Annotated in this window: 22 protein-coding genes and 1 pseudogene; 5 read left to right on the forward strand and 18 right to left on the reverse strand. The window is 42.4% G+C overall.

Annotated features, from left to right (window positions below; genetic code table 11):
• Nucleotides 1-351: 351 nt before the first annotated feature.
• Nucleotides 352-1,203: a thymidylate synthase gene (locus tag ACQKCG_RS10940; protein ID WP_101204880.1), complete on the forward strand. Its 852-nt coding sequence runs from the start codon at nt 352-354 to the stop codon at nt 1,201-1,203.
• A 171-nt stretch (nt 1,204-1,374) separates the two neighbouring features.
• On the opposite strand, the gene ACQKCG_RS10945 is transcribed toward ACQKCG_RS10940, so the two are convergent.
• The 11 genes and pseudogenes from ACQKCG_RS10945 to urtA all read right to left on the reverse strand — a co-directional run bounded on the left by ACQKCG_RS10945 (nt 1,375) and on the right by urtA (nt 15,815).
• The gene (locus ACQKCG_RS10945) at nt 1,375-1,887 is read right to left on the reverse strand and encodes a hypothetical protein (RefSeq protein WP_101204881.1); all 513 of its coding nucleotides are present in this window, start codon (nt 1,885-1,887) and stop codon (nt 1,375-1,377) included.
• Nucleotides 1,884-3,992 (reverse strand): site-specific integrase, encoded by a 2,109-nt coding sequence (locus ACQKCG_RS10950; RefSeq protein ID WP_101204882.1) that lies wholly within the window; start codon nt 3,990-3,992, stop codon nt 1,884-1,886. The genes ACQKCG_RS10945 and ACQKCG_RS10950 overlap by 4 nt, the downstream gene beginning before the upstream one ends.
• Entirely contained in the window at nt 3,992-6,445 is a 2,454-nt protein-coding gene (locus ACQKCG_RS10955) for a tyrosine-type recombinase/integrase (RefSeq protein WP_102078171.1), read from the reverse strand. Before ACQKCG_RS10955 ends, ACQKCG_RS10950 begins: the two co-directional genes overlap by 1 nt.
• Entirely contained in the window at nt 6,442-7,677 is a 1,236-nt protein-coding gene (locus ACQKCG_RS10960) for a tyrosine-type recombinase/integrase (RefSeq protein WP_101204886.1), read from the reverse strand. The genes ACQKCG_RS10955 and ACQKCG_RS10960 overlap by 4 nt, the downstream gene beginning before the upstream one ends.
• Before the next feature lie 42 nt (nt 7,678-7,719).
• The gene (gene thyA / locus ACQKCG_RS10965; protein ID WP_259358611.1) at nt 7,720-8,361 is read right to left on the reverse strand and encodes a thymidylate synthase; all 642 of its coding nucleotides are present in this window, start codon (nt 8,359-8,361) and stop codon (nt 7,720-7,722) included.
• Between the two features lie 148 nt (nt 8,362-8,509).
• Nucleotides 8,510-9,394, reverse strand: coding sequence for a prolipoprotein diacylglyceryl transferase (gene lgt / locus ACQKCG_RS10970; protein ID WP_101204887.1), 885 nt, complete (start codon nt 9,392-9,394; stop codon nt 8,510-8,512).
• Between the two features lie 302 nt (nt 9,395-9,696).
• On the reverse strand, nt 9,697-10,395 hold the full coding sequence (urtE, locus tag ACQKCG_RS10975) for an urea ABC transporter ATP-binding subunit UrtE (RefSeq protein ID WP_101204888.1): 699 nt from the start codon (nt 10,393-10,395) through the stop codon (nt 9,697-9,699).
• A gap of 78 nt (nt 10,396-10,473) precedes the next feature.
• A pseudogene (urtD, locus tag ACQKCG_RS10980) lies at nt 10,474-11,229 on the reverse strand (urea ABC transporter ATP-binding protein UrtD); the annotation flags it as partial.
• Nucleotides 11,230-11,327: 98 nt separating this feature from the next.
• The gene (urtC, locus tag ACQKCG_RS10985) at nt 11,328-12,398 is read right to left on the reverse strand and encodes an urea ABC transporter permease subunit UrtC (RefSeq protein ID WP_101204890.1); all 1,071 of its coding nucleotides are present in this window, start codon (nt 12,396-12,398) and stop codon (nt 11,328-11,330) included.
• A gap of 10 nt (nt 12,399-12,408) precedes the next feature.
• Nucleotides 12,409-14,235: an urea ABC transporter permease subunit UrtB gene (urtB, locus tag ACQKCG_RS10990; protein ID WP_404944618.1), complete on the reverse strand. Its 1,827-nt coding sequence runs from the start codon at nt 14,233-14,235 to the stop codon at nt 12,409-12,411.
• A 227-nt stretch (nt 14,236-14,462) separates the two neighbouring features.
• Nucleotides 14,463-15,815, reverse strand: coding sequence for an urea ABC transporter substrate-binding protein (gene urtA, locus ACQKCG_RS10995; protein ID WP_404944619.1), 1,353 nt, complete (start codon nt 15,813-15,815; stop codon nt 14,463-14,465).
• 378 nt (nt 15,816-16,193) lie between these two features.
• Here urtA and ACQKCG_RS11000 point away from each other — a divergent pair, with 378 nt between their 5' ends.
• Nucleotides 16,194-17,846 (forward strand): DUF4139 domain-containing protein, encoded by a 1,653-nt coding sequence (locus ACQKCG_RS11000; RefSeq protein WP_101204891.1) that lies wholly within the window; start codon nt 16,194-16,196, stop codon nt 17,844-17,846.
• 108 nt (nt 17,847-17,954) lie between these two features.
• Nucleotides 17,955-18,782: an NRDE family protein gene (locus tag ACQKCG_RS11005; RefSeq protein ID WP_101204892.1), complete on the forward strand. Its 828-nt coding sequence runs from the start codon at nt 17,955-17,957 to the stop codon at nt 18,780-18,782.
• A 90-nt stretch (nt 18,783-18,872) separates the two neighbouring features.
• Here the strand turns inward: ACQKCG_RS11005 and ACQKCG_RS11010 are convergent, their stop codons facing one another.
• Nucleotides 18,873-19,391, reverse strand: a complete 519-nt coding sequence (locus ACQKCG_RS11010; protein ID WP_057761956.1) for an RNA pyrophosphohydrolase — start codon at nt 19,389-19,391, stop codon at nt 18,873-18,875.
• A gap of 475 nt (nt 19,392-19,866) precedes the next feature.
• On the opposite strand from ACQKCG_RS11010, the gene ACQKCG_RS11015 reads away from it, so the two are divergent.
• Both ACQKCG_RS11015 and ACQKCG_RS11020 read left to right on the forward strand, forming a co-directional pair.
• Entirely contained in the window at nt 19,867-20,280 is a 414-nt protein-coding gene (locus tag ACQKCG_RS11015) for an OsmC family protein (protein ID WP_101204893.1), read from the forward strand.
• A gap of 11 nt (nt 20,281-20,291) precedes the next feature.
• Entirely contained in the window at nt 20,292-20,720 is a 429-nt protein-coding gene (locus ACQKCG_RS11020; protein WP_218870117.1) for an MAPEG family protein, read from the forward strand.
• Nucleotides 20,721-20,765: 45 nt separating this feature from the next.
• On the opposite strand, the gene ACQKCG_RS11025 is transcribed toward ACQKCG_RS11020, so the two are convergent.
• The 6 genes from ACQKCG_RS11025 to hisIE all read right to left on the reverse strand — a co-directional run bounded on the left by ACQKCG_RS11025 (nt 20,766) and on the right by hisIE (nt 26,531).
• A complete protein-coding gene (locus ACQKCG_RS11025; RefSeq protein ID WP_101204894.1) occupies nt 20,766-21,800 on the reverse strand; it encodes a tRNA dihydrouridine synthase in 1,035 nt (344 codons plus the stop codon).
• A 75-nt stretch (nt 21,801-21,875) separates the two neighbouring features.
• The gene (locus tag ACQKCG_RS11030) at nt 21,876-23,375 is read right to left on the reverse strand and encodes a UvrD-helicase domain-containing protein (RefSeq protein ID WP_101204895.1); all 1,500 of its coding nucleotides are present in this window, start codon (nt 23,373-23,375) and stop codon (nt 21,876-21,878) included.
• A gap of 216 nt (nt 23,376-23,591) precedes the next feature.
• Nucleotides 23,592-24,329 (reverse strand): twin-arginine translocase subunit TatC, encoded by a 738-nt coding sequence (gene tatC / locus ACQKCG_RS11035; RefSeq protein ID WP_379544901.1) that lies wholly within the window; start codon nt 24,327-24,329, stop codon nt 23,592-23,594.
• A gap of 149 nt (nt 24,330-24,478) precedes the next feature.
• On the reverse strand, nt 24,479-25,189 hold the full coding sequence (tatB, locus tag ACQKCG_RS11040; RefSeq protein ID WP_101204897.1) for a Sec-independent protein translocase protein TatB: 711 nt from the start codon (nt 25,187-25,189) through the stop codon (nt 24,479-24,481).
• A gap of 26 nt (nt 25,190-25,215) precedes the next feature.
• Nucleotides 25,216-25,455, reverse strand: coding sequence for a Sec-independent protein translocase subunit TatA (gene tatA / locus ACQKCG_RS11045; RefSeq protein ID WP_101204898.1), 240 nt, complete (start codon nt 25,453-25,455; stop codon nt 25,216-25,218).
• Nucleotides 25,456-25,673: 218 nt separating this feature from the next.
• Nucleotides 25,674-26,531 (reverse strand): bifunctional phosphoribosyl-AMP cyclohydrolase/phosphoribosyl-ATP diphosphatase HisIE, encoded by an 858-nt coding sequence (gene hisIE, locus ACQKCG_RS11050; RefSeq protein WP_101204899.1) that lies wholly within the window; start codon nt 26,529-26,531, stop codon nt 25,674-25,676.
• Nucleotides 26,532-26,543 lie beyond the last annotated feature (12 nt).

Genomic DNA, 26,543 nt, shown 5'->3' on the forward strand with positions numbered 1-26,543 from the left:
CCAAACATGGGCAATGGCGGTTTTACACCGATACAGAAACTCAATCAGGCAGCTTAATTCTATTTATTAGGTGTCTTAAGTTTGGGAGGGTTACCAGGGAACCGCGCATTCTGCGCATAAAGCTGCATTATGGTAAATGGTTTTAGATAGAATGATTCGGTTTCATTGGATCCATTGGGGCATAGCCTGTTGATAAGTTATTAAGACAATTAGTTGTTACGAACAGGTTTGTACAATTGAGCCTTGAAACTTTATAATGCTCAATGAAATCATGAGGTAAAATGTGTTGTGATCACGGGCAATAAGAAATTACCTCACGAGAAAAGTATACAGTCCAATTAAGGTTATTGAATGAAACAATATCTAGATTTATGTCAACGTATAGTTGATGAGGGTGTATGGGTCGAGAATGAACGGACTGGAAAACGCTGCTTAACCGTTATTAATGCTGATTTAAACTACAATGTAGGAGCTAATGAGTTTCCCTTAGTAACTACTCGAAAGAGTTATTGGAAAGCAGCTATCGCAGAATTATTAGGGTATCTACGTGGTTATGATAGCGCAGCTCAGTTTCGAGCTATTGGATGTAATACATGGAACGCTAATGCCAATGAAAATGAAGCTTGGTTAGCTAATCCTTATCGTAAAGGTGAGGATGATATGGGCCGAGTATATGGTGTACAGGGCCGCAGGTGGCGTAATTCAGTAGGAGAGGAGTTTGACCAGCTTCGTAAGATTTATGATAACTTGCGGAACGGTATTGATGATCGAGGTGAAATCCTAACTTTCTATAATCCAGGTGAGTTTCATATGGGATGTTTACGTCCTTGTATGCATACTCATACATTTTCGTTGTTAGGTGGCAAGCTTTATTTGACTTCATCACAACGTTCCTGTGATGTGCCATTAGGTCAAAATTTCAATCAAGTCCAGGTTTTTACTTTATTGGCTTTAATGGCTCAAATTACGGGGCATGAGGCTGGAAAAGCTTATCACAAGATTGTAAATGCACATATATATGAAGACCAATTAGAGTTAATGCGTGATGTGCAATTAAAACGCGAACCGTATCCAGCCCCTAAACTTCACATTAACCCTGAAATTAAGTCTCTCGAAGATATTGAGACATGGGTAACATTGGACGATTTTGAAGTGGAAGGGTATCAGTATCATGAGTCTATCGCGTATCCATTCTCAGTTTGATACAAATATAAATTAAAAGTTAAGAAAGATGATAAATTTCTGTTAGGCATAAAGTATTAATATATGTGATTTATGCTATAAGGTATATATTTGTTAGCTAAGCTCTTGCTAGCTTTTAAGTACAAGGAAATTAAGTTTATACTTTTTATAGCATAGGTAGTTTTCGATAGATTAGTGCATCAGCTGGTTCGGTGTTGCATCTTTTAAAGCTAACATTTGTCTCAGTTTTTTAATCTCCTGTCTAGCTTCTAATAACGACCTTTTATCTGTATCAGATTGTGTTTTATAATAATCTCGTGACTCTTTCATTTTTTGTAACCGTTTATCTGAGTGTTGAGTGACTCTTTTTATATCTTGATATTCATTAAACCAGTAGATAACCTCATTTTGTGCTTGAATCATTTTTGCTTCAAGCGCATTCTTAACATCAGCGTTATCTATAGCTTTTTTTTCTTTACGCGATTTCTCTTCAGCTTTTCTGATATCTTTGATCTGATTTAGCTTTTGGACAGGCCAACCACGGTTTGTAATAGTATTTCGATGAATACCAGTCATCTTCGAAAGTTGCGCTATAGTGGGTTTTAGTTTTTTATTATTTTCAAGATCTATTAGGGCAATATTTAGAGCAGAAGTTATTGCTTCATAGTCGTCATTATTTTTTTGATCATAAGCTTCATTACTCATAGTTCGATTGCCTCACCAAGATTTTCCAATACCATTTTGGCCTCGTTCATTGCTGATAGAATTTGCTCTCGATTGTCTGAATATTCTGGTTTATTGAGGTTGGTTTTATTTAACATGTAAACTTCACGCCATTTAGGAGCATGCTTAGTAGTTACAACGGCTTGTTTGCATCGAGCTGGGTTACAACGCAGTGAACCAATACATGGTAGGCTTGAGTCATACTCTTCTGCTCTACCACCATAGCAAAGCCCTTGTCCCATATAGACCATGGCAACCCCTTGATCTACCATAGCCTCATAAATCTCATCCTCTGTGTATCCTTCAGCCATATATCCACTAAACGTCTTGATCAGACCTTTTTTATGCTCACTCGCTTTACCACCATAATATGTACCATTTGGATTATGGGCAGTTTTAATAGCATCTAATTCAGCTGCTCGGCGCAGTGATTTCGTATCACCTTTTCGGTTGCCGTCTTTTGACAGCATCTCACCTATATCACCGTAGCCTAACGTAACTGACGAGGTGGCGCCAGTAGATGTGTACTTAGAGATGCTCTCTACAAAATGTTTCAATTGAAACGATATAAGAGGCAATCCAACTTCAGCCTTAAACAATTGATATGTTAATGTGTGTCTTAACATATATGGATTGAATTTTAGTTCTTTAGCAACTTTTTCGCCTAAGAGTTGGCTAATAAAGTTATTCATTTGATACACGATACCAGTACTAGTCATTGACTGGGGGGAGTTATCAGGTTTAACAGTATCTACATTAGAAATTAAGTAGGGCGACGCCTTAATTTTTGAGATATACGAAGCTGCTAATACTGCATCCTTAACAATTGGTATAGCTACCCATCTGTCGTCAAACAAACCTGTACTAACTTCATCTTTATGCTTTTTGACCGTACTTTCAATCAGCCAGACGGAGTCACTTTGAATTAAGCACGAACAATCCTGAACTCTTATTTCTGATAGTTCAGATGGTCTCATACCTGTATATTGACCCACTAAATACGCGCAGGCATACGCTACGAGGTTAAAGTATTCTCTAAGATTATCTAACTTGTAACCACGTTTTTTCAATGCGTTACGTAAAGTTCGTCCACCCATGACACTAGAGTCTTTTTTGAGCATCCAATCATAGGGTTCAATTATGTTTGTAATGAAACTTGAAGGATAGCCTTTAGTTCCTAATCTCATAGCAATATAAGCATTTAAAATTTCGTGGGTTACTCCTTCTTCGTTTGCCCATGAAACGTGGTTGCTTGTATTAAATCTTTCTAAGGAGTTAGGATCTGATATCTTTGCTGAAGCTCCTGTAGCGTTTAAAAAGTCCACTATGATAAAGGAAGCCATTTTCGAGAGAGATTCAAATACCAGATCTGGCAGTACTTGTTCTTTTTTCGAAGTATTAGTATTAGCAAGTTTCTTCCATTTCAGGCTATTTAACTCTACATAAGCGATAGGTTTTTCAAATACATACTTGACAGAAGCCGGGCTGCGTAGATATTTGAAAAATTTATCTAGCTCCACACCTTTTACGCGATCATAGTTTTCAGCAGCTTTGGAATACAGTTCGGGTGTTATATCGGAGAGTGTTCTGATTTTTTCCTGAACAAACTCATAGCCTAGCTCATGAGATGCCTGTTTAAATATTTCATTAATAAACGTTAATCCATTTTCAAAAATTGTAATTAAAGAGTTTGCTTTTAAGACTTTTTTTGTTCGACTTTGGCCTTCCTTACTTTGAAGCTTGAAAATCGAATTGTTTAGCAAGGCCAACTCGAATATGATTTTTATTTCTATTAAAACGAATCTTGGGATATCTGTATACTTTGAAAAACTAATGCGGAGCTTTGCGCCCTGAACATTTCGTGCAGCATTAGGATAGTCGTCATTAAAGTCCCAAAAGTCGTCAGAAAACTTTGATAATTTCGATACAGGTTTGTCCATAAGGTACGTCACATACTCTATGTCATCTGTGTAATTATTTTGAAGGTGCTTCTTCTTTTGAACTGTAGCATGGTCTAGAGCATCTAAAACATATAAACGATGTTCTGCAAAACCTGTTAATACATTCAGCTTTTTTTCATAGTCCATTAGATTACTCCATCAACTAGTGTGGTCGTTTCAATGTATTCTGCTAAACGCCGTCCATTTTCTAATTCTTCTAAGGAAAAATTAGATAGTTCAGGTTCTGTAATACCTTTTATCAGTTCTAAATTCTCTGAAATAACATGCCCATAGGGTGTATCCATGACACGGGAGTGCTCTTTCAAAAGCGTATAGTCACGCTTCATTGCAAAAATTTCAGGCAGATTCTTAGCTGTAATAATGACATTGTCACAACCCAAACATTTGTTATATTGTGAGCATGGAGTACCAGGTATGTAGGATGAAAGATTTTTTACAAAATCTGGTGGGTCAAAAATATTTCTGCATTCAGCTAGAGGAGTATGAAAGGTTGTTACCAACTCATCATTTTTTTTGGACTCTATATCTTCTGGCACTTTCTCAACTTTTTTATCCAGAGTCGATTGATGTATCTCTTCTAATTCATCATTTATCTTCATTCTACTCATGGAGTTAAAATCTAGAGAATCTATATAACCGAGAGTTGTTTGGAGTGAGGAGTGACCCAACATGAGTTGAATTTCACGTACAGTTACGCCATTTCTAAGCATCTCACTAACAAATGTTGGTCTAAAGCGACTTATTGTAAGAGTTAGGGGATCTCCTGCATCATTTTTTAAATTATATTTCTTAACAAACCTGGACAAACTAGCTCCCAATGCTTCTGTATTTTTTTCTTTGTTTCCTAATAGTGGAGATACTCTGCCGTGCTTTTTTGTACTATTCGACTGATAGATAAACAACCTATCTTTAAAAGCATTATCTTCAATGTCTTGTCGAAAACTACTCGTCAATTGGACTAATTCTTCAAAAATAATTTTTATAGACTTAGCTTGAGATGACGTAAGCCATGTCAGTTCTGCATTAAAAAGATCGAGGTGGTATTCTTTATGACCATCAGACCTTTCTTTCCAATATCTAAGACAAGGCCGCGATGTTGCCGGATGGGAATCTACATAATCGTTTATATCAAGAGAAAGTAAAGGATTTGCATTTAAACCAGTAATTTGAGCAAGCCTTAAAACGTAAGGCGTTAGTGTATCCATATTTATCATTGGGGTAATGCCCCAGTCGTTGTATACCTCTATCAAACCCTTATCTGAATCATTAATAATTCTTAAGAAAGACTTTTCAATAGGTGATTTAGCTGTATTATAATGAACTGGCTTACACATTAAGCGGTTTTCAAAGAGCCATCGCGCATTCTCTAGTGTCGAAAGGCCTCTAATGACTGAACCCTTTTCGTCCAAAGGATTGCTACCTAAACCCGTTTTCTTATAAGGTTTGAGGGCTTTTCTAGATTCGCTCAATCCTTTTTCAATAGCCTCTAATATTCGAAGTCGCTCGTTCATTGTAAATGGCTTTTTAACATCTGTTTCTCTAGTTGTAGCAAATCCATTTATATTGAAAAAGCTATATTCTATATCGCGTACTTGAGTCAGCCGATTCAATGTTATACGGACTGAACTCAAAACTGTATTTGCATGATGACTTGATATTTCTTTATTTATTACCTTGCCCTCTAAATATTTCCGATATCTAGATAATAGGTATTCATCAAAAGTTGTTACGATTCTAAAGGGTTTATTTCCATACAGTTTAGATAAGAACTCTATAAATGAACTACTCGCAACTCTATAATTACTCTTGCCTGATTTTGAAGAGACAGTTTTGCTACTACAAGCAAACAGTTGCTCAACCTGAATAAACGGTTCTAATTTTGAAGGAGGGAAGAAGTCATCAGCTGCATTTAGCTCTCTTGCTGCGAGTCTATGAAAACGCTCTATCTGACTTTCACTATGATTTATTCTATTGACATTCGCTTCGCTTGTTCTTTCAGCAACGCTTTTATAATTTGGATCAATAATTCCAATTTTTTCTAAGTCTTTGTGAATGAATTCCCAAGCATCTTTAACAACATTAAATCTTAAGGATTCTTTTTTTATAGGTAGTTGTTCTGGAGACATTTTTCCTATCGAAATTTTGTTGCCGAAAATAGGTAAAGTGTGCTTTTCCTCTACAGTTAGCTTTCTGTACCAATTCAAAAGTTTTCTAGTGTTTTCGATGCCAGCCGCTTCGTAGCTTTCACTTGGTATTACTAGAATCCCTTCTTCAATCATCCTTCCAATTAAAGGAGTAGTAAGACCCCTATATTTTTGTGCAACAGAGTATGAGACACCTACAGCACTCTGAATATGCTTAACAGCTACACTGAAGCCCAAAGTATTATCCGCTTTACTAATTGGTATTTCCCATAGTGCTTCTTTATCTCCAGCTGTTTTCGATACCCATTCTATAACAGCTGCTTCGGCGTCTTTAATCGGTTGTTTTTCTTCAACGTTCTTAAAGTCTGCACCTAAAATTCCTGGCTCAGGAAAATCCTCATGAATCTCATCAATGGTTATTCCAATGTTTTTCATTTGATGTCCTTAATGCCAATTCTTAACTGTGTCTGTTCAGATAAGCGCTTCATTTTCTCAGCTTTGGTTAATGTATCACCATTCTCGTCACACATGCTCTTGTAGATATCTTGAGGGATATTAGTGTATATCTGTGTAGTACTAAGATGGTTGTGGCCTAAGCAATTCTGCACAATAGCAAGCTGATCTACATAGTTAGGCCCTAAATCCTTTGACTGTAGTATTGAATAAGCGTTGCCATGCCGTAGCTTGTGGGGAGAAATCAGTCGATTGAGTCGACCGTGTTTGATTGCGCGTTTACTTATACGTTCAAGTAGCTTACTGATTGAATTTGGGGTGTAAGGAGTGCCTTCAGCATTAAGGAACGCTGGTGTTTCAGACGGCTTTAAATATTTACGAGCGTATTTTTTATACAAGGGAGATGCGTGGTATTTTTCCACACGTTTGATAGTTACTAAGCTAAGCAAAGTCCAGCGTGGCTTAATTTGATTACCACGGCCCTTACTTCCTTTAACTTTCAAAGATACATAGTCGGGATGAATAGGCAGGTCAGTATCGCGGGAAATATATTTTTCAGAATTAAGGCTAGTAATATCTTTAAAGTCTTGAAGAGTAACTCTAGGTAGTTCTGAACGACGTAAGCCAGAGTCGTATAAAAACTGGAGTAAAGCTCTTTCTCGTTCTGAATCAGTAAATTCAATCAATATGAAAAGGTCATCAAGTGTGCAAGAGCTAATCGGTGTGCGCTTTGGTGGTTTTGATAGCAAGCCATCGCTATATGGGTTATCTTGTCTAAGCTTATCACGGTCTTCTGTAGGGCTACAAAGGTATTCGATGAAGGCATGTATTGTCTCATCTCGACTTCTAACAGTAGATGAGTTCTTATGGTCTTCACGGATTAAAAATGTCAGGTATTCTTGAATTACGTATTTTGGAACTGTAATAAATACTTCATCAGATTCACTGTCATCATAATCTGGACGACTACGAATATAACTTAAGAAGTAGCTTAGGTTTCTACCATAAGTAACTGCTGATTTATAAGAGATTATTTGATGTTTGGTTCGATACGACAAATACTCAGAAACAAGAGGAAGGATCTTGCCATCATCATCAAATACTCCAACACCATTCACTGTTACGGTTTTGTTCAATGATAAATTTGGAATCTCATTGAGTAAACAAGACTTAGATAAATCTAACTTTGTATCAAAACAAACTTTAACATCCATAATAATCACTATCTCAATACATAGACTAAGTTATGTATTGCATTATATACGATCTATTACTCCGTATTGTGCATTATTGTTATGGGGGTATAATAAAAATAAGTCAGCCGAACGCTGATACAGCTGGCATGACAGCTTATTGTCTGCGACAAAGAACTGAAATAACGTATGACATGGTGGTAGGGCTACTTGCTCTGCCTCACCTGGATTCCAGCCTGACACAATCAAGCGGCGCGAATTCGGATTGTTCTTTATCTGTTCAACGACTTGTGCGATTTGATCGACGCCATCAGCGTTATAACTGGCATCTTCATTTTTGGTCGCGCCGTAGTTACGCCATTGATGACCATAGATAGGACCCAAATCACCAGCAGGTCTGTTGAAGCGTGCTGTCTGTTCTGCTGTCGCCCACTCATTCCAGATACGAACATTATTCTGTTGTAGATAATCGACATGAGTGCTGCCACTTAAAAACCACAATAGCTCATAAGCGATAGATTTAAAGTGAACCTTTTTGGTTGTTAGCAGTGGAAATCCATCTGCTAAGTCAAAGCGTAGCTGTGCGCCGAAATGGCTAAGCGTACCAGTACCAGTACGATCGCCTTTTTCAGTGCCATTGTCGAGAACGTGGCGTAGTAAATCTAAATAGCCTTGCTCGTTATTACTTTGGGTGCCATTGATCATAAAATGCTCTTTAGTTACTGCTGACAGCGCATACAGGCTAGATGGGTAGTCGATATAGACACTGTCATTATTGAAAGTATTGCTAGGATAAGCGTTTTGACAGCTTACCCTATTTTAAGTCATCAGCCTTTATCACAAAAAGGCAGGCTTAGTAAGAAGCTTGCTTACCCCAGTCGTAGATGCCACGTTTGTAAGCGTAACCGATCAAGAACAGACCGATAATTATCATTGGGGCGCTTAGTATCTGACCTTTGGTCATCCAACCCAGCAAGATGAATCCTTGGTCGATGTCTGGCTGGCGGAAGAACTCAATGATAAAGCGGCTAAAGCCATAACCAAGCATAAAGACACCAGTCACTGCCATCCGAGGACGGGGTTTCGATGAGTACCACCACAAGAATAGAAACAACAGTAGACCTTCTGCAAGGGCTTCATACAATTGAGACGGGTGACGAGGCAACAGGTACTGGCCATTGACCTCAGTCATAAGGTCTTGTAGCGCAGGATTGGCTTGTAGCTGCTGCATATCAACACTAGCGGCCTGCGGGAAGTAGGTCAACCAGTTATAGCCACCATCAGAGACGCGGCCCCATAGCTCTGCATTGATGTAGTTACCAATACGTCCGAACAATAAACCAGTTGGTACACAGGGAACGACAAAATCGAGTACTTGGAAAGGTGTCTTTTTATATTTTCGGGCAAAATACAGCATACCCAACATGACACCAATCAGGCCGCCATGGAATGACATGCCGCCTTCCCAGACCTTGAACAGGTAAGCAGGGTTTTGGAGTAGCTCGCTGAACTGATAAAACAATACATAGCCGACACGGCCACCTAATATCACACCAAGTGCGCCAAAGAACACTAGGTCGGAGACCATATCTGTTGTCCAGCCTTCACGCTTGGTACTGCGATACCATGCCAGTCCGTAGGCGGCGGCAAATGCCAACAAATACATCAGCCCATACCAATGGACTTCGACAGGTCCAACTGCTAATGCTACAGGATCGTACTGAGGATGAATCATCATAAAGGCATCATAATATTGATAATAAAATGCTGACTATAATAGCAAATTTCGTTCAATGGGCATACATAATTGCTATGACGCCAATCAGAGGGTATTGGTAATGTGAGTTTTTGAAATGGCACAGAATATATAGGCTAAGAGTCAAAAAATAAGAAGTGAGGTAAAAGAGTGACTTTAATTGGGGTGCATTTTCGTGATGATATGTAATCTTGGTAGCTACTAGCTTGGGATAAAAATGCCATTTTTAGCATTATCGAGCGTTCACTACCAAGTTGTACTATTACATCTATTATTAAAAGGAATTAGATGGCGACCAGATCTTGTACGTTATTTTCGACCATCGTATCGCCTGCACCTTGTGACACTACCTTACCACGTGATAGTACCGTGTAATTGTCAGCTAGTTCTTCGGCAAATTCATAGAACTGCTCAACCAGTACAATGGCCATGTCACCTTTGTCAGCCAAGTCACGCAGGACTCGGCCAATGTCTTTAATAATAGAGGGTTGGATACCTTCAGTTGGCTCGTCCAAAATTAACACAGTCGGCTCAGAGGCTAGGGCACGGGCGATAGCAAGCTGCTGCTGCTGACCACCAGACAGATCACCACCGCGGCGATGTTTCATCTCATCTAGTACTGGAAAAATATCGTATAAATGCTTAGGTACATGTTTGGCCTTACTGCGTGAAAACTTAGCCATACCAATTAATATATTTTCTTCTACGGTCAGTGTCGAAAAAATATCGCGTCCTTGTGGTACATAAGCTAAACCTGCTCGGACACGTTGCTCTGGAGACATCTTGCTGATGTCTTTATCATTGAGCAGAATCTCTCCTGATTTAATGGGTAATATTCCCATCAAACATTTGAGTAGGGTGGTTTTACCCACGCCGTTACGGCCGAGTACCACGCTGCATGCGCCTACAGGTGCTGTAAACGAGACATCTCGTAAAATATGGCTGCCACCATAGTATTGATTGATATCGTTAACTTGTAACATGGCTGTCTCCTAAACTCTAAAACTTTTCTAATATTTTAAAGGGAATATTCGTTTGGCTCGTCTAGATGATTCGTTCGGCTATCGACCTAAGTAGGACTCAATCACTGCCTCATTGGCTTGCACTTCCGCTAATGTACCTTCGGCCAAAATCGCCCCTTGTGCCAATACTGTGACTTTTTCACTGATGGCATCGATAAAGGTCATGTCGTGTTCGACTACTACTAATGTATGGTTCTTTTTAAGCCGTAGACACAGTTCAGCGGTATGTTCTGTTTCGGCATCGGTCATACCTGCCACAGGCTCATCAAGCAGAATCAGTTTGGGATTCTGCATCAGTAGCATACCAATCTCTAGCCATTGCTTTTGTCCATGTGAAAGCAATCCAGCGGGCTTGTTGATCTTATCGGTCAGGCGGATTTGCTGTAGAGTCGCGTCGAGGGTATCGCGAGTATCGGCATTGAGTTTATTGAACAAGCTTTTGACCACACGTTTGTCTTTTGGTGCAGCAAGTAACAGATTATCCATTACCGTAAAATTTTCAAAGACAGTAGGTTTTTGAAACTTACGGCCGATACCCGCTTCAGCGATTTGTTCGGTAGATAAGCTGGCAAGGTTATGAGTCTGACCAAAAAACACGCTGCCTTCCGTAGGGCGGGTTTTACCTGTAATGACATCCATTAGTGTGGTTTTGCCAGCGCCGTTGGGGCCGATAATACAGCGTAGCTCGCCTTCTTCGATATAGAGCGACAGGTTGTTGAGTGCGCGAAACGAATCAAACCAGACGCTCACGTCTTCTAAGTACAGAGCAATACCATGGCTAAAGTCGACGCCTGATTTTTTGGGATGACTGAGACCGTCACGTCCATCAGTATGATCATATTCGGATAGCGCTTTGGTCGATTGTTCAGTCGATGAGGACTTATCGTTTAGCATTATTGTTTCTCCTTTTTGAATCGATCGAACAAGCCCATAATGCCATTGGGCAAAAACAACGTCACGACGACGAACAGTCCGCCTAATATCAATAGCCAAAATTCAGGGTAGGCAACCGTAAAGTAGGTTTTCACAGCGTTAACCACGCCAGTACCTAAGATCGCGCCAATTAAGCTTCCTCGACCACCAGTTGCTACCCAGACAGCTATCTCAATCGAGTTCACTGGGTTCATTTCGCTCGGATTGATAATGCCTACTTGCGGCACATATAGCGCACCAGCGATACCAGCGATGACGGCGGATAATACCCAAGCGGATAGCTTGTACCACAACGTACGGTAACCTAAATACTGCAAGCGGTTTTCGCTGTCACGAATGGCACCTAGCACTCGTCCATAAGGTTGGTTCATCAAATGACGCAAACCCATATAAGAGACTAACAATGCTAAGGCTGTGACAAAGCACAGCATTGAGCGAGTTGAGGCAGCGGTAATGTCATAGCCGAGTAAGGTAGTAAAACCAGTAAAGCCATTATTACCACCGAAGCCTGTCTCATTACGGAAGAACAGCAAGGCTGCTGCATAGACCATGGCTTGGGTGATGATAGAAAAATATACCCCTTTGATTTTGGAGCGGAAGGCAAAGAAACCAAAGATAAAAGCAACCAAGCCAGGCACTAATACGACCAGTGCGACAGCCCACCAAAAATGCTGCGTGCCCGCCCAGTACCACGGCATTTCAGTCCAGCTCAAAAATCGCATAAAATCAGGAAGCGCATCGCCTGCTGTCTCACGTGTTAGGTACATGCCAAACGCATAACCCCCTAAGGCGAAGTACAGGCCATGTCCCAAGCTCAAAATACCAGCATAGCCCCAGACGAGATCTAGTGCCAATGCCACCATGGCTAGCGCCATAATTTTGCCAATCAGGGTGATCCAGTAGGCTGAAAGGTGAAAGGCTGAGGTCTCTGGCATCAGATGTAGCCAAGGAAGTATGAGTAGTACAGCAAAACATAAACCAATTAAAACAGCACTACGCGGCGTATCAGACAGTAATTTGGTCAGTATCATAGGAATCTCCTTATTCGACAAAGCGGCCTTTAAGTGCAAATAAACCTTGTGGCCGTTTCTGAATAAACAGAATCACAAGAACCAACAATACAATCTTAGCCAGTACCGCACCGATACCAATCTCAAGTACCGTGCCACTCACACCAAGTCCTAAGGCGGCCAATACTGCGCCCCATACTTGTCCGACACCGCCAACGACGACGACCAAAAACGTATCAATGATATAGGTTTGACCCAGATCAGGACCCACGTTGCCGACTTGGGCAAGGGCACAGCCAGCCATACCAGCTAGCCCAGAGCCCAAACCAAATGCCATCATATCGATACGTGCAGAAGGAATGCCGACAGCACGTGCCATTTGGCGATTTTGGGTAACGGCTCGTATAAACAAACCAAAGCGGGTTTTGTTAAGTAAGTACACCAGTAGCGCCACGACAATGACGGTAAAACCAATAATAGCAATACGGTTGTAAGGCAGTACCAAACTTGATGACACTTGATACGCACCGCTGAGCCATGCCACGTTACTGACTTCAACGTTCTGCGCACCGAAAATCATCCGTACTAATTGCATCAAAATCAGACTGACGCCAAAGGTCGCCAGTAAGGTTTCTAGCTCACGACCATATAGTGGGCGAATGACAATGCGCTCAATAATCATGCCGATGACAGCGCTGACTAAAAAAGCAGCCGGAATAGCAGCAAGCAAATACCAATCTGCCATATTCGGTATATAAGCTTGAAAGAAGTTTTGAACCATATAAGTGGTATAAGCGCCAATCATAATTAGCTCACCGTGCGCCATATTAATCACACCAAGCAAACCAAAGGTAATGGCGAGACCAAGCGCTGCTAGCAGCAAAATACTAGCGGTACTCATACCGGTGAAAATATGACCCGTCCATGTGCTTATTTCAATACGGCGTGACACGCTAGATTCAGCATCGATAAGTGCAGCTTTGAGCGAGGCATCTAAGTTATCCGCAGCGAGGGCAGACTCGATATCGACCAATACTTGTGGGTTATCACTATCAGCGAGCAGATTGACCGCTGCAATTTGAGTGGGCAGGTCGCCGTTTTTGAAATCAATACGCGCCTGTAGAGCAGTTAGTGCCTTTTTGACTTTAGCGCTGTCCTCATTTCCTGCTGCGATCATAATAATAGCTGGATCTACTTGGTCAATATTATCGGCCAAAATCTCTACAGCTTGCAGGCGCTGTGCGGGCTTGTCAGAAGCTAGCTTTACCTTAGCCTGTCCAAAGATGAGCGCTGAGCGAAGGGCATTAGTCAGGGTGATTTGTGATAAATCACTTGGCCAATCGTCAGTCTCTTTTTTATCAGGATAAGTAAATAGCTGATCATCTGCATTGAGCAAATAAGCTTGTCCACCATTACCTTGATACAGCTCATCATTGGCAATGAATTCAACCAAACTATCTAAACTCTCAACGGATCCTGGCCAATCACTTAGCATAGCTTGGCGCTTACTAAAATCGCTGGCTACAAATTGTTGAATGGCATCGCCTGAACTTGTAGTTGCTGTTGAAATATTTGAGGTGCTGGCTTGAGTAGAAGTGGCTACGTTGACAGGTGTGACCAAAGATTGCTCACTATGAGCGGTATCCGTATCGTGGTCATGTACCTGACCATCATGATCGGCATACGCCGTGGTGGTGAATGTTGTTATGCATAATGCCATCAATGCAAGTAATCGCAGAGGCGCATAAATTGAAAAACGAGCCGTATGCTGCATGACTTCACTGGCTGATGCTTGTGGGTTATTACCACTTTTGGACGATGTTTGCCCTACAAACGGGCGTAAAGTATGGTGCTGCATGTGCGGCTCCCTGTTTTTCACAGACAACAAACCCTTAGCTTCTAATGCTTAGCGTACTAAGCGATAGAAGTATTGATAAGGTTTGGCGTTATTTAAAAGTTAAGAATAAGTGTTGAAAATAAATGTGAAAAGTAGGCGTTAGGACGGTTATTGGTGTCGTTTATCCATCCGCCTACTATTCAATTACTATCCACGTGCTTTTCAGTACTGACTTATTTAGGGGTAGCCTACTTAGGAATGTACTCGCTCCATGGCTGGGCTTGGATGACTTCTGGTGTTTTGAAAATCGTATCAAACTGTCCATCGGAACGAATTTGACCAATCATGACAGGCTTCCATAGGTGATGATTTTCTTCATCCATTTTTAATGTATAACCTGAAGGTGCGTCGAACGTTTGTCCCGCCATGCTAATACGTACTTTATCAACATCAGTCGTACCTGCTTTTTCGACAGCTTGCTTCCACATGTTGATACCGACATAAGTCGCTTCCATTGGATCATTGGTCACGACTTTTTCAGCATTTGGTAGTTTTTGATCCAATGCATACTGCTTATAGCGTTTGGTGAAGGCACTATTGGTCGGGTTTTTGATCGACATAAAGTAGTTCCACGCCGCCAAATGCCCTTGTAGCAGACTGGTATCGATACCGCGTAGCTCTTCTTCACCGACTGAGAATGCCATGACAGGAATATCTGACGCTTTGATACCTTGGTTGGCAAGCTCACGATAGAACGGAACGTTTGAGTCGCCATTGATGGTCGAGATAACCGCGGTCTTTTTGCCCGTTGAGAACTTTTTGACGTTAGATACGATGGTTTGATAATTGCTGAAACCAAATGGCGTGTATTCTTCCATGATGTCTGCATCAGCCACGCCTTTCGATTTCAAAAATGCCTTTAAAATCTGGTTGGTGGTGCGTGGATAGACATAATCAGTACCTAGCAATACGAAGCGCTCTGCACCGCCGCCTTCTTCACTCATTAAGTACTCTACCGCCGGAATGGCTTGCTGATTTGGTGCAGCACCCGTGTAAAAAATATTTTCTGATTGCTCTTGTCCTTCATACTGCACTGGATAAAACATTAATCCATTTAGTTCTTCTACCACTGGCAGTACTGATTTGCGTGATACCGATGTCCAACCGCCAAAGATAACATCTACTTTGTCTTGAGTGAGCAGCTGACGGGCTTTTTCGGCAAACAATGGCCAATCAGAAGCAGGGTCGACGACGACTGGTTCTAGTTGCTTACCGAGTACACCGCCATTGGCATTGATCTCATCAATGGTCATGAGTGCCGTGTCTTTTAGAGAAGTTTCAGAGATGGCCATGGTGCCAGATAGCGAATGTAAGATGCCCACTTTGATCGTGTCGCCATCAGCGGCAGGGGTAGTCGTTGTCTCTGTAGTGGTTTCGGCTGTTGTCTCTGTGGCTGTCGCCGTTTCGGCAGGCTTTTGACAGCCAGCGAGACTCAAGCTACCAACGACGGCAATCGCTAATAATGAGAAGCGTGATTTGATTTTGCCTTGCAGATGAGTCTCAACAAACTGAGGATTGGCTAAAGTTGGTAACGAAAACATGGACATCTCCTAATAAATACAAAAGGTAAAATAATGTTCCTGAACACCGATTAAGAGTTCAAGTTCCGTGCCAAGTTAAAAAAGCCAATAATCGAGTAATATTTGAGCAATAAAAAAATATTTTCTATTATTTTCGTTAATTTAGTGCACGATTGTTAATAGAGCGCACCATAACGGGGAAGGAGATAAAAAATTGGTGCAATTGACAGACTGGTAGCAAAAAAAGAGCCGTTATTATCAAAATAGCACAACGAACAAAAGCATTTATTGCCACAGACCTGCAAAACGGCTACGGTAATCTCTCTAAGATAGTTACTATTTTGCGCGTTGAGCCAATGCATGGCTGCCGTGAGGGATTTTACTGCTAAGGAATGATATATGAACGCACAATTAACAGAGTCATCTGTCTCAACAGGCCATGGCAGCGTATTACCGCCGCTTAATCAAATAACTAGATTTGCTATTCTTCCATTTGTACTTAGTAGTAGTGCCATTTTGGGATTGTCTTCGGCACAAGCGGCCACCAGTAGTGTTGAGCAAGTGACTATTTATCAAGGGCTGGCGAGCGTGACGCGCGCATTGCCAGTCACAGGTAGCGGTGAGCAAACGGTGGTGTTTTCGTGCCTGTCACCTTATATGGATAAAGAAAGCCTAAGCGTACAAGCGACAGGTAGTGTCAATATTGGGGAAGTTAGTATTGAAGAGTTGACAGGTGAGCAGGCAGCCCAGTGCCAATATCAAGGTGACGCCAAGGTGCAGACGCAGCAAAGTGCTTTAGCCAATATCAATGCAGAATTGGAAGCAGCACGGTTAGCAAAGGCCTACTTGCAAAATCTGACCAAAGCCACGCAAGTTAATACAGACAGTACGATTGCCAATAATGCCCGCGATATAGAAACTCAAGCGACCAGTATTAACCAAAGAATTCTAGAGATTCAACAGCGACAAGCGCGTGCCCAAGACGCACTGAATCAACTGATGGCAGGCAGCGCGACATCGACCTTTAACAAGGTGACACAGGTGAGTGTACGTACGGCAAGTCGCTCGCCAAGTAGCGTTAAGTTGCATTATCAAGTGCAAGGTGCAGGTTGGGAGCCTGCGTATCAAGCTCGCCTAAATACAAACAGTGAGCAGTTAAGTATCACAGCTTCTGCGATTATTGCTCAGCAAACTGGTGAGAACTGGACAAACGTACCACTGACACTCAGCACCGTTAATCCTAATCAAAGTACGACGGGGCAATTGCCGTATGTGCAGCGTCTGTCATTGTATGAAGAGAGCGAAGATGCTCGAGTAAGACGTGAGCTACCTATGATGGATGCGTCCCCTGTTATGATGGAAGAGCCTGCTTATAATAAAGGAGCAGGGGCAGCTATGGCGCCGCTACCTAATTTTACCGTTAGTAGCCAAAACAAGAATGGCATCATCGAGTATCGTTTACCGCAGTTGGTCAGTATTCCGAGTGACGGGAGACGCGTACGCACAGTGATTGGCGAGCAGACAGGTAATAGTAAGCTCTGGATTCGCAGTACGCCAAGTGTTGAGACTGCTGCCTACTGGTATGCGTCAGCGCCGTTTTTGACGCCGGACTGGGTCGATGGTTCGCTACAGTTGTACCGTGATGACAATTATGTAGGTCAGTCGCATTATAATTATCAAGTGCTAAAAGAGCAGGGTATTGGATTTGGTCGTGACTCAAATATGCTCGTAAAAGAGCTGACCAATGAAGATAAGCAAGGTGAAAAAGGTGTGCTAAACCGTACGCAAACACTGACGACCACCAAGGCTTATCAATTTACCAATCAGCACAATCGTAGCGTACGCTTGCAAGTACTGGGCAGTGAACCTATCAGTCGTGACGATAGTTTAAAAGTTGCGGTGACGCATACGCCGCCCGTAACTGAGCGAGATTGGAATGACAATCAAGGCATGGTGGCGTGGGAATTTGACTTACCAAGTAAGCAATCAAAGGTAATACGTTCAACCTCCCAGATTAGTTATCCTGCCAATAAATTACTGACTGGCAATTAATGAGCACTGCCTGTAAGTGCTACCTTATTAATAGGTAAAGTTTGAAATAATATCTTTGCCTCTATTAAGAATTACCCGCATAACGAAAATTATTATAAAAGGAAAGCTATGTGTATTGTCGCTATTGCTTGGCAATTATTTGATGAGTTACCGCTGGTACTACTGTCTAACCGTGATGAGTTTTTGCAGCGCCCAACTGAGCCGCTCCACCAGTGGTCTGACCAACCTATTTATGCTGGTCGTGATAAACAAAGCGGTGGCACGTGGTTAGGCATTCATCAGAACGCGTCACCAGCGCAGAGTGCAGAGTATTATGAACAGAATGGGCGCTGGGCTGCGGTGTTGAACTTTCGTGATGGGGTGCAAGCAAGCAGTGATGAGCGCTCGCGGGGCGCGCTGGTCACCGAATTCTTGATAGGAACTCTAAGTCCAATGGATTTTGCACGGCAGATTGATTTGCAGAATTATGCGGGTTTTAATCTGATCATTGGCGATGCTGCGCAAGCTGTGATCGTCAATAATCGTGGTCATGCACCCACGCCATTATATGCAGGTCTACATGTTATCTCTAATGGTCAACCAGAGGACAGCTGGTTTAAGACAGAGCGGTTGCGCGGGCGACTACGTCAAGAAGTGCTGCCATTGATTGCGGAGGATAGCTCACCTGCGTACTGGCAAGCGGCGGCTTTTAACGTTTTGTCAGATAGTATCAAAGCACCAGAAGATAAACTGCCTGTTACTGGCGTGGCAATTGAGGTGGAGCAGATGTTATCGTCTGTTTATATTGAACCCGTCGCTTTTGGCGATACTGATAGTAGCAAACCTACGTATGGTACTCGCACCCAAAGCATCTTAACGTTGCGCAAAGAGAGAGATACGGGAGCAAACTACACAGCGAATATTATTAGCCGTGAGTTTGACAATCATTCAAAGTGACCGTTAAGAGATAATAAAAAACACCCACGGTAATTGCTAATATTCTAGCGACTATCGTGGGTGTTTTGCATTGTACTATTAAGTGGCTCATTACATAAGCAGATGATTATTTTGCTCAGGAATGATCAGCTCTTGCTTTAGCGGGAGTTCGCGTACCAATTCTTGCAAGGCACGACGATAAACGCCTCGTTTAAAGTGAATCACTTGTCCAAGTGGATACCAGTAGCTGACCCATTGCCAATGGTCAAATTCAGGTTTCCCTTCATCAAAGCGGATATGTTGAGTATTTGGCTCATCTAAGCGTAGCAAAAACCATTTTTGTTTTTGCCCAATACATAAGGGATGCTGACCATGACGTACATAACGTTTTGGCAAACGATAGCGCAACCAGTCTTGCGTGACTGCCAATAAGTCTACGTGACGCGGATGTAAGCCGACCTCTTCCCAGAGCTCGCGATACATTGCATCCATCGGCGTCTCCCCGCGGTCGATACCACCCTGCGGAAATTGCCAAGCGTTGTGACCAATACGTTTTGCCCACAGAACCTGCCCTTGTGTATTTGCCAAGATGATGCCGACGTTGGCGCGAAAGCCGTCTGCATCTATCATGACTAAACCTTTTAATTTGTTTAAAAATAGCTTGTTTTGACTTGAAACCGTGACAGCAATCGTAATTATTATAAGGTGATTGTTATCGATATCCGCTCAAAACAAGATTCATTACCGTTATTAAACCAAGAAACAAGCAAAATGTGTAACAGTATTTTGCTATAAAATGTTTCACGAGTTTTACCTTTTAAAATCAACTATTTACAAGCAAACTTTTGTAGGTTTTTATACGGCATTTTTAGGCAAGTGTTGATGAGTAGTAATAGGCGGATGAACATACGATTATTTAGTAAACTATCGAACTCCACTATTTCTATATGTATAAAGTGGTAAAAGCACAGATTTCACTGGTGAGCTAGTAGCAAAACAATGAGCCTATAAAATCTTGCTTTGGCTTATGCTACACTAGCTGGGCAATATATCATTCACACAATAATAATAGGCAATACGCCATTTAAAATAAGGAACATCTACAATGTCAGAATCAAAAGCAAGCGTCATATGGCAAGAGAATAAAGCCTTTATGGGTGTGTCACCATCAGGGCATAATGTACAAATCGATGCTGATAAAGAAAAAGGCTCAAGCCCAATGGAGCTGATTTTGCTAGGACTAGGTGGTTGCGCCAGTTATGATGTCGTAGAGATTTTACAAAAATCACGCCAAGCAGTGACGGATGTACGTTGTGAGCTAACCGCCCAGCGCGCTGAAACTATACCAGCGGTCTATACTGATATTCATATGCATTTCGTTGTCACTGGTCAAGATGTCAAAGAAAAACAAGTCGAAAAAGCCATCCAGTTATCAGCAGAAAAATACTGTTCTGCCAGCCGTATGTTAGTAGCAGGTGGGGTCAATATCACCCATGATTTCGAAGTGGTTGCAAGCTAGGAACTTATATAATGATAAGTGCATTTTTTGAGTTGGTAACTGACAAAGTGGCGTCTGCCATTTTAGCCATGGTGGTAGCAAGTCTATTGCCATGGGCGGTGTCAATCGTTGCGAAAGTATCTGGTGGCTTTAGAATCAGAAATAATGCACATCCTCGCGAATTTTTTCAAAATGCGACAGGCCTGGCAGCACGTGCTAATGCAGCACAGCAAAACAGTTATGAAACCTTGCCAGTATTCTTGGCAGCAGTATTGGTAGCTATGCTGTTCTTTGTACCGCAGTCGATTATCAACGTATTGGCTTGGCTGTATGTGATGATACGAATTGGTTTTTGTGTGGCGTATATTACTAATTTGGCAATGTTCCGCTCTATCCTCTGGGTACTATCAATGGCATGTTGTCTAATGCTATTTTATTTAGCGATACGAGTCAGCGTCTAGTAAAAATATCCGTAACTGCCAAAACGCTCAAATACAAGCAGGTGATTAATCTCGTACGCTTGCTTGTAGGGCGCTAATAATCACCGCTTTATTTTTCTCTCGTTTAATACCTTCCCACACTGTTTGCGCCTCAACGTAGCCTTTGGTAAGCATACCTAGCCATTGTTTATAACGACCGACCAAAACCACATCGTTCTTTGCCTCACCTTCCAAGAACTTAATCTGATGGGCAATCAAATCTTGCCATGACAACGTAGCCGTATTCTCTACGCTGTCAGTACTTTTTTCAGTATCATTATCAACCTGTGCCACTAAATCAGGACGTGTTACTGCGCCGCGACCTAACATTAAATGCGGTGTACCTGCTTGCGTCATACAATTTTGCGCATGCTCAAAGTTCCAAATTTCTCCATTGGCAATGACTGGAATATCGAGCGCATTAAAGCTCTGGATTTTGTCCCAATAGGCAGGCGGCTTATAGCCTTGGGTCTTAGTGCGTGCATGAATGGTTAGCCAATCAGCACCGCTAGAAGCAATCGCGCCGCGAATATCATCCATTCGGCTAGTGTCGGTATAGCCCAGACGAATCTTAGCTGATACTGGTATATGGGCGGGAACGGCTTGACGTACGGCACTGATAATCTGATACATAGTTTCAGGTTCATCTAACAATAAAGAACCACCGCGATGGCTGTTGACCGTTTTTGCAGGACAGCCAAAGTTGATGTCGATAGCAGGCGCACCAAGCTCACAAGCGTATGCGGCGTTTTCGGCCATAAGCTGCGCTTCGCTACCCAGAATCTGTACATGAATGGGCGTACCAGATGCTGTTTTGGCATCATGATGTAGCTCAGGCACATATTTATAAAACACATGCGCAGGCAAGACATGCTGAGTGATACGGATAAATTCACTGACTGACCAATCATAAGGACGGCCCAAGTCAGACGCAATTTGGGTTAAGATTTGGCGCATTAATGGATCGGTCAAGCCCTCCATAGGTGCGAGCAAACGCACGGGAGCTGCAAATAACCGATTAATAGTATTTTGATGTTCTTGAAGTTGCTGGCTATTATTCATGCTGGTGATTCACTGCTAAAGGGTCGTTATAAGAGAGATTGAATAAAACTTGAGACTGATAGAGGTAGAGAGTAATTAAGTATTGCCAAAAATCACTTTTTTGCCCGTCTGCAATCCTGATATCAGGTCTTTAATATTATGAATATCCAAATTACTTTGCGCACGCGTGCAAGCAACGTAGAGCAAACGCAGCTCTTCTGGACTGACCTTAACCGCATTGGTGGTCACATCGTAGTAAAAATCATCATCTAACTGTACTTTCCCCCATTCGAGCCCTTTGGCTTTATGCGCGGTAGAGATGACATAGTCAGCGTTTTCAATGCTGGTCAGACTATTGACCGCTTGACTCAAGACATTGGTACCGTGGTCATCGACCAGTTTGACCAGTGTTTTTAGATCACTACCTTCGTTAGTCTCAGCGTACTCTTGCACATCACTCCAGTTATAAAAATACGCCAGCTCAGGTACACCGTAAGCTGATTTACCATTTTTTAAGTTTTCGGCTGCCTGACAGAATTTGAGCATACGGTCGGTATCTGCTTGTAATGCCACTCGATGCCCGTGCTTTAAACCTGTCAACAGCTGCGACATGGCAGCCGCATTGGTACGGCATAAAATAGCATCTTTTTTACTATGTACCATGCCCTTATCGGTAGAGGACTGTTTATTCGGATTGCCTTTTAGCGGTACGTCTTCTTGTAGTGCTTTTAATAAGGTATTGGCCACTTCTGCAATCGGCTCACCAAAGCGAAAAGACTGCGTCAATAATGTCTGCGGTAATGGCAACTTTTTCATCGCATTGACCGCGCCGCGCCATTCATAAATCTGCTGATGGGCATCACCCACATAGATGACTTGTCTCGACTGCTGGGTCAAGATACCCATCATCAATGGGTCGGCATCCTGTGCTTCATCAAATAAGATGAAGTCCGCTGGAATACTGGGCTTAGACAACGCCCAAAGCTTGAGATAAATATCATGGCCAATACCAGCAGGGTGACGCGCATCAATCGACTGTAACCAGCGCTGCTCGACAGCAGGGTAGAGCATCTCGCGGAGCTGCTCTGCATCTGAGTCATCGAGCCAGCTTGGGAACAGTATGTGCCTTGGCGCAGGGTAGCTGGCATGTGTGCTACAGAAATTACTTACTGCATCGCTGACGAACCGAGATAATCGTGCGGGTGTCAGCGTAATGTATTTATTAACCCCATCCATTTGTCGACGCACTTGTACAGGCTGTAGTCCCAAATCATCACCAAGGCGTTTAGGTGAAAAGCGCGGCAGAGATAGCTTGGCGGTAATATCACGAGCAACATGACGATAAGCTAATGAGTGAAAAGTACGACACTCTACATGCGGCGGAAACTTTGAACGAGCATCATTGGCGATCGCTTTGTTAAAGGCTAGATACAGTCCGCGGCCACGTAAGCGCTCACCGATTAGCTTGAGCGTCGTTGTCTTACCGGCGCCCGCATAAGCGACCACTTTAAACGACTTGTGATCCATCGCCATATTCAGCGCGCTCAGCTGCTCGTCAGTGGGATCGCTCATATAAGCTGGCATAGATGCGGACATAATAAAGCTACCTAAATACAAAAATTGATTAAAAACAAAAGGGGCAAAAAAAGCCACTGGGTAAACAATGGCTTATAGATGATGGTGATGCTAAAACGTGATAATAAGCAATCAGCTTACTAATGAGGCAAGAATAAAACGGTGTAATGGTAGTTTAACGCATAGCTATATGTAATCAATAACTTTATTTTAGTCTAGATTAGACTGGTAAGTGTTTTATTCTTTGTCTGTCGACACGAGAGTAGGACTAGGCTCTTCTTTGATTAGAATCTTCGCCAAAAACAAACCAAGCTCAAACAACAACCACATCGGAATCGCTAGCATGAGCATCGATACGCCATCTGGCGGCGTGACAACAGCAGCCACAGCAAAACAACCCACAATGATATAACGACGTTTTTCTTCTAAGCTCTGAATGGAGACAATACCTGCCAATATCAATAGCAAAGTGACGACTGGAATCTCAAAGGTTAAGCCGAATACCATAAATAATTTTAAGGCAAAACTGAGATAGCTGTCGATATCCGTCATGGGTAGTACGTTTTGCGGGGCAAACATGATAAAAAACTTTAAGACCCCTTTGAGCACAATAAAGTAAGAAAAAGCCACACCAGCATAAAATAAAAATATAGAAGATAGCAGTACTGGAATCGCGATTTTCTTTTCTTTTTTATACAGACCGGGCGCTACAAATGACCAAATTTGATAAAGAATGTAGGGCATTGCCAAAAACGCGGCTACGAATACGGTCAGACGTATCGGAGCCATAAAGTTTGACGTGATATCAGTGGCAATCATGGTCGAGTTGGCAGGTAACTGCGCAACTAGTGGATCAGATAACAAGTTATATAGCTCGCGCGAATAGCCGACCAAGCCTAAAAATATTATCAGTACCGCCACACATATTTTGATCAAATGCCGACGCAGCTCAATCAAATGCTCGGTAATAGGCATATCAGCCAAAGGGCTTAAGACGTCATCTGATGATTCGTTTTGAGTGCTATCAGTTGTTGCTTTATCGTCTTGATCAATAACGTCTTGGTCAGTAATGGCAGAAACAGCGATTTTCTCTTGACGACTTTTTTTGCGCTTGAATAATGACATCAATCAGTCTCCTGCTTATGGTCAGAAGTCTGCATGTTGGCAGGACTGTTGAGTAGAGCGTCCGCTTTATAGTTTGGCACATATGGCGGCATTGGGAGCCGACGTGCTTTGTCATAAGCACCAAGTCGAAACCACATGTTTTCCCATGGACGGGTAGTGATGGTCTGAACAACTGGCGCTGCCTTGGCGTTGTCACCTATATTTGCATCACCTACATTTGCATCATCCACATCGTCACCGCTGTGACCGCGCTTCGATAAGTGACCATTTTCTAATGTATCTGGCTGCTCTTCAGTGGCATAAGCATAGTCGAATGCTTTTGGCGTGGCTGGTTGCTGCTTTTGTGTGCGGTTATTTTCATGAGCTTCGTCACCCTTACTATTTTCAGCATTCGTAGATGCTTCAGAAGCTATCGAAGCAGGACTATGTGAGCTTTCAAAAGCTTTCATATTGCCGCGCATTTCAGCCATTTCACGCCTCATCTCAGCTTCGGTCTGGCGAATTTTGGCGAGCTCTTTCTGCATTTGCTGACGCGTCTCAGCCAAGTCAAGCTCAGCCTCTATTTCAGACTGCAATGTTGAGACTGTACGGCGAATTTTGGCGTACCATTGCCCAGCCGTGCGCGCTGCCTGCGGCAGTTTTTCTGGGCCCAGTACGATTAGGGCGATAACGCCGAAGAGAAGTAGTTCAGAAAACCCGATATCAAACATAATGGTCCGATGTCACTGTTTAGATGCTATACGTTATGCTTATCATCAACCTTGGTGGTTGAGCGCTCTTCAGTGTGTGCCGTCGCATCGTGGTCAAGAACCGCGTGTTTTTTGGCATGCTCTGTATTTTCATCTTTAACAGCTTCTTTAAAACCTTTGACAGCACCGCCCAAATCTTTACCAGCATTTCTGAGTTTTGAGGTGCCAAACACGACAATGACAACGACCAATAGTATCAGCCAATGTGTAATAGAAAAACTACCCATAATGGTATCCTTGTGACTTGGTTTTGTGACCTAGTTTTGTGACTTGGTTTTCAGTCTTTATATGCCTGCTTTTAGTTTGCAAAAAGGTTTATCTAGCAAACAAAAAGCATCGACATATAATGCGAGATAAAACAGAGCTATATTATAACCTGCACTTATTACAAATAGGTGAAAGCAACAATAATCAAATAAAATAGACGTTTATTTTTTATTTAGGCTTATCTAGCGGCTTTTTCATCGATACCGGATAACCCAAAACGTCTGCCTAGCTCGTTTAACACGGCATCCGACTCTATATCAAACCATGCTAGCCCAACCAAGGTATGGAACCAGACATCGGCGACTTCATAGATCAGCTCATGACGAGCTTCATCATAGCTTGCTTTGTCTGTACTCTCATCACAGTTAGCAAAATCTTTGGCAGCGATGATACTCTCTGTGCTCTCTTCACCGACTTTTTCTAATATCTTATTTAATCCTTTGGCATACAGACTGGCCACATAAGAGCTGTCGGCATCGGCTTGTTTACGCTCTGCTAATACGCTATCAAGCTGCTGTAAGACAGAGGCTTTATCGACTTGCGCTTGAGCTGTATCAGGTTGTGCTTGGATGGTATCAGAGTCAGTATTCGCGCCAGTGTTTTCAATTTCATGAGTGTCGCTAGTAGATTCATGAGAATGATAAATATCCGCAGGGTCTTTCAATACTTTATCGACGGTTTGCCATTCAGGCGTTTGACCTGATAAATCCAAACGCTGATAAAAGCACGACTCGCGTCCTGTATGGCAAGCAATGCCGCCAGCTTGAGTGACACTAAGCACAATCACATCTGCATCACAGTCTAGACGAATATCATGCACAGTTTGTGTATGACCTGATGACTCACCTTTATGCCACAGTTTGGCACGTGAGCGCGAAAAATAAACCGCTGTCTGTGTTTGTGCAGTGAGCTGTAATGCTTCTGCATTCATCCACGCCATCATCAAAATACGACCTGTCTGATGATCTTGAGCAATTGCAGGAATCAAACCATCATCATTAAAAGTTACGGCAGTCAGCCAAGCAGGTAAAGTCATAATGTATTTGTC

The sequence above is a fragment of the Psychrobacter sp. NPDC078929 genome, from assembly GCF_050267985.1.
Classification (GTDB): Bacteria; Pseudomonadota; Gammaproteobacteria; order Pseudomonadales; family Moraxellaceae; genus Psychrobacter.

Excerpts from the sequence above, each read along its gene's own strand:
- ACQKCG_RS10940 (WP_101204880.1), top strand. The coding sequence starts at position 352 with ATGAAACAATATCTAGATTTATGTCAACGTATAGTTGATGAGGGTGTA.
- ACQKCG_RS10945 (WP_101204881.1), bottom strand. The coding sequence starts at position 1,887 with ATGAGTAATGAAGCTTATGATCAAAAAAATAATGACGACTATGAAGCA.
- ACQKCG_RS10950 (WP_101204882.1), bottom strand. The coding sequence starts at position 3,992 with ATGGACTATGAAAAAAAGCTGAATGTATTAACAGGTTTTGCAGAACAT.
- ACQKCG_RS10955 (WP_102078171.1), bottom strand. The coding sequence starts at position 6,445 with ATGAAAAACATTGGAATAACCATTGATGAGATTCATGAGGATTTTCCT.
- ACQKCG_RS10960 (WP_101204886.1), bottom strand. The coding sequence starts at position 7,677 with ATGGATGTTAAAGTTTGTTTTGATACAAAGTTAGATTTATCTAAGTCT.
- thyA (WP_259358611.1), bottom strand. The coding sequence starts at position 8,361 with ATGATCAATGGCACCCAAAGTAATAACGAGCAAGGCTATTTAGATTTA.
- lgt (WP_101204887.1), bottom strand. The coding sequence starts at position 9,394 with ATGATGATTCATCCTCAGTACGATCCTGTAGCATTAGCAGTTGGACCT.
- urtE (WP_101204888.1), bottom strand. The coding sequence starts at position 10,395 with ATGTTACAAGTTAACGATATCAATCAATACTATGGTGGCAGCCATATT.
- urtC (WP_101204890.1), bottom strand. The coding sequence starts at position 12,398 with ATGATACTGACCAAATTACTGTCTGATACGCCGCGTAGTGCTGTTTTA.
- urtB (WP_404944618.1), bottom strand. The coding sequence starts at position 14,235 with ATGCAGCACCATACTTTACGCCCGTTTGTAGGGCAAACATCGTCCAAA.
- urtA (WP_404944619.1), bottom strand. The coding sequence starts at position 15,815 with ATGTTTTCGTTACCAACTTTAGCCAATCCTCAGTTTGTTGAGACTCAT.
- ACQKCG_RS11000 (WP_101204891.1), top strand. The coding sequence starts at position 16,194 with ATGAACGCACAATTAACAGAGTCATCTGTCTCAACAGGCCATGGCAGC.
- ACQKCG_RS11005 (WP_101204892.1), top strand. The coding sequence starts at position 17,955 with ATGTGTATTGTCGCTATTGCTTGGCAATTATTTGATGAGTTACCGCTG.
- ACQKCG_RS11010 (WP_057761956.1), bottom strand. The coding sequence starts at position 19,391 with ATGATAGATGCAGACGGCTTTCGCGCCAACGTCGGCATCATCTTGGCA.
- ACQKCG_RS11015 (WP_101204893.1), top strand. The coding sequence starts at position 19,867 with ATGTCAGAATCAAAAGCAAGCGTCATATGGCAAGAGAATAAAGCCTTT.
- ACQKCG_RS11020 (WP_218870117.1), top strand. The coding sequence starts at position 20,292 with ATGATAAGTGCATTTTTTGAGTTGGTAACTGACAAAGTGGCGTCTGCC.
- ACQKCG_RS11025 (WP_101204894.1), bottom strand. The coding sequence starts at position 21,800 with ATGAATAATAGCCAGCAACTTCAAGAACATCAAAATACTATTAATCGG.
- ACQKCG_RS11030 (WP_101204895.1), bottom strand. The coding sequence starts at position 23,375 with ATGTCCGCATCTATGCCAGCTTATATGAGCGATCCCACTGACGAGCAG.
- tatC (WP_379544901.1), bottom strand. The coding sequence starts at position 24,329 with ATGCCTATTACCGAGCATTTGATTGAGCTGCGTCGGCATTTGATCAAA.
- tatB (WP_101204897.1), bottom strand. The coding sequence starts at position 25,189 with ATGTTTGATATCGGGTTTTCTGAACTACTTCTCTTCGGCGTTATCGCC.
- tatA (WP_101204898.1), bottom strand. The coding sequence starts at position 25,455 with ATGGGTAGTTTTTCTATTACACATTGGCTGATACTATTGGTCGTTGTC.
- hisIE (WP_101204899.1), bottom strand. The coding sequence starts at position 26,531 with ATGACTTTACCTGCTTGGCTGACTGCCGTAACTTTTAATGATGATGGT.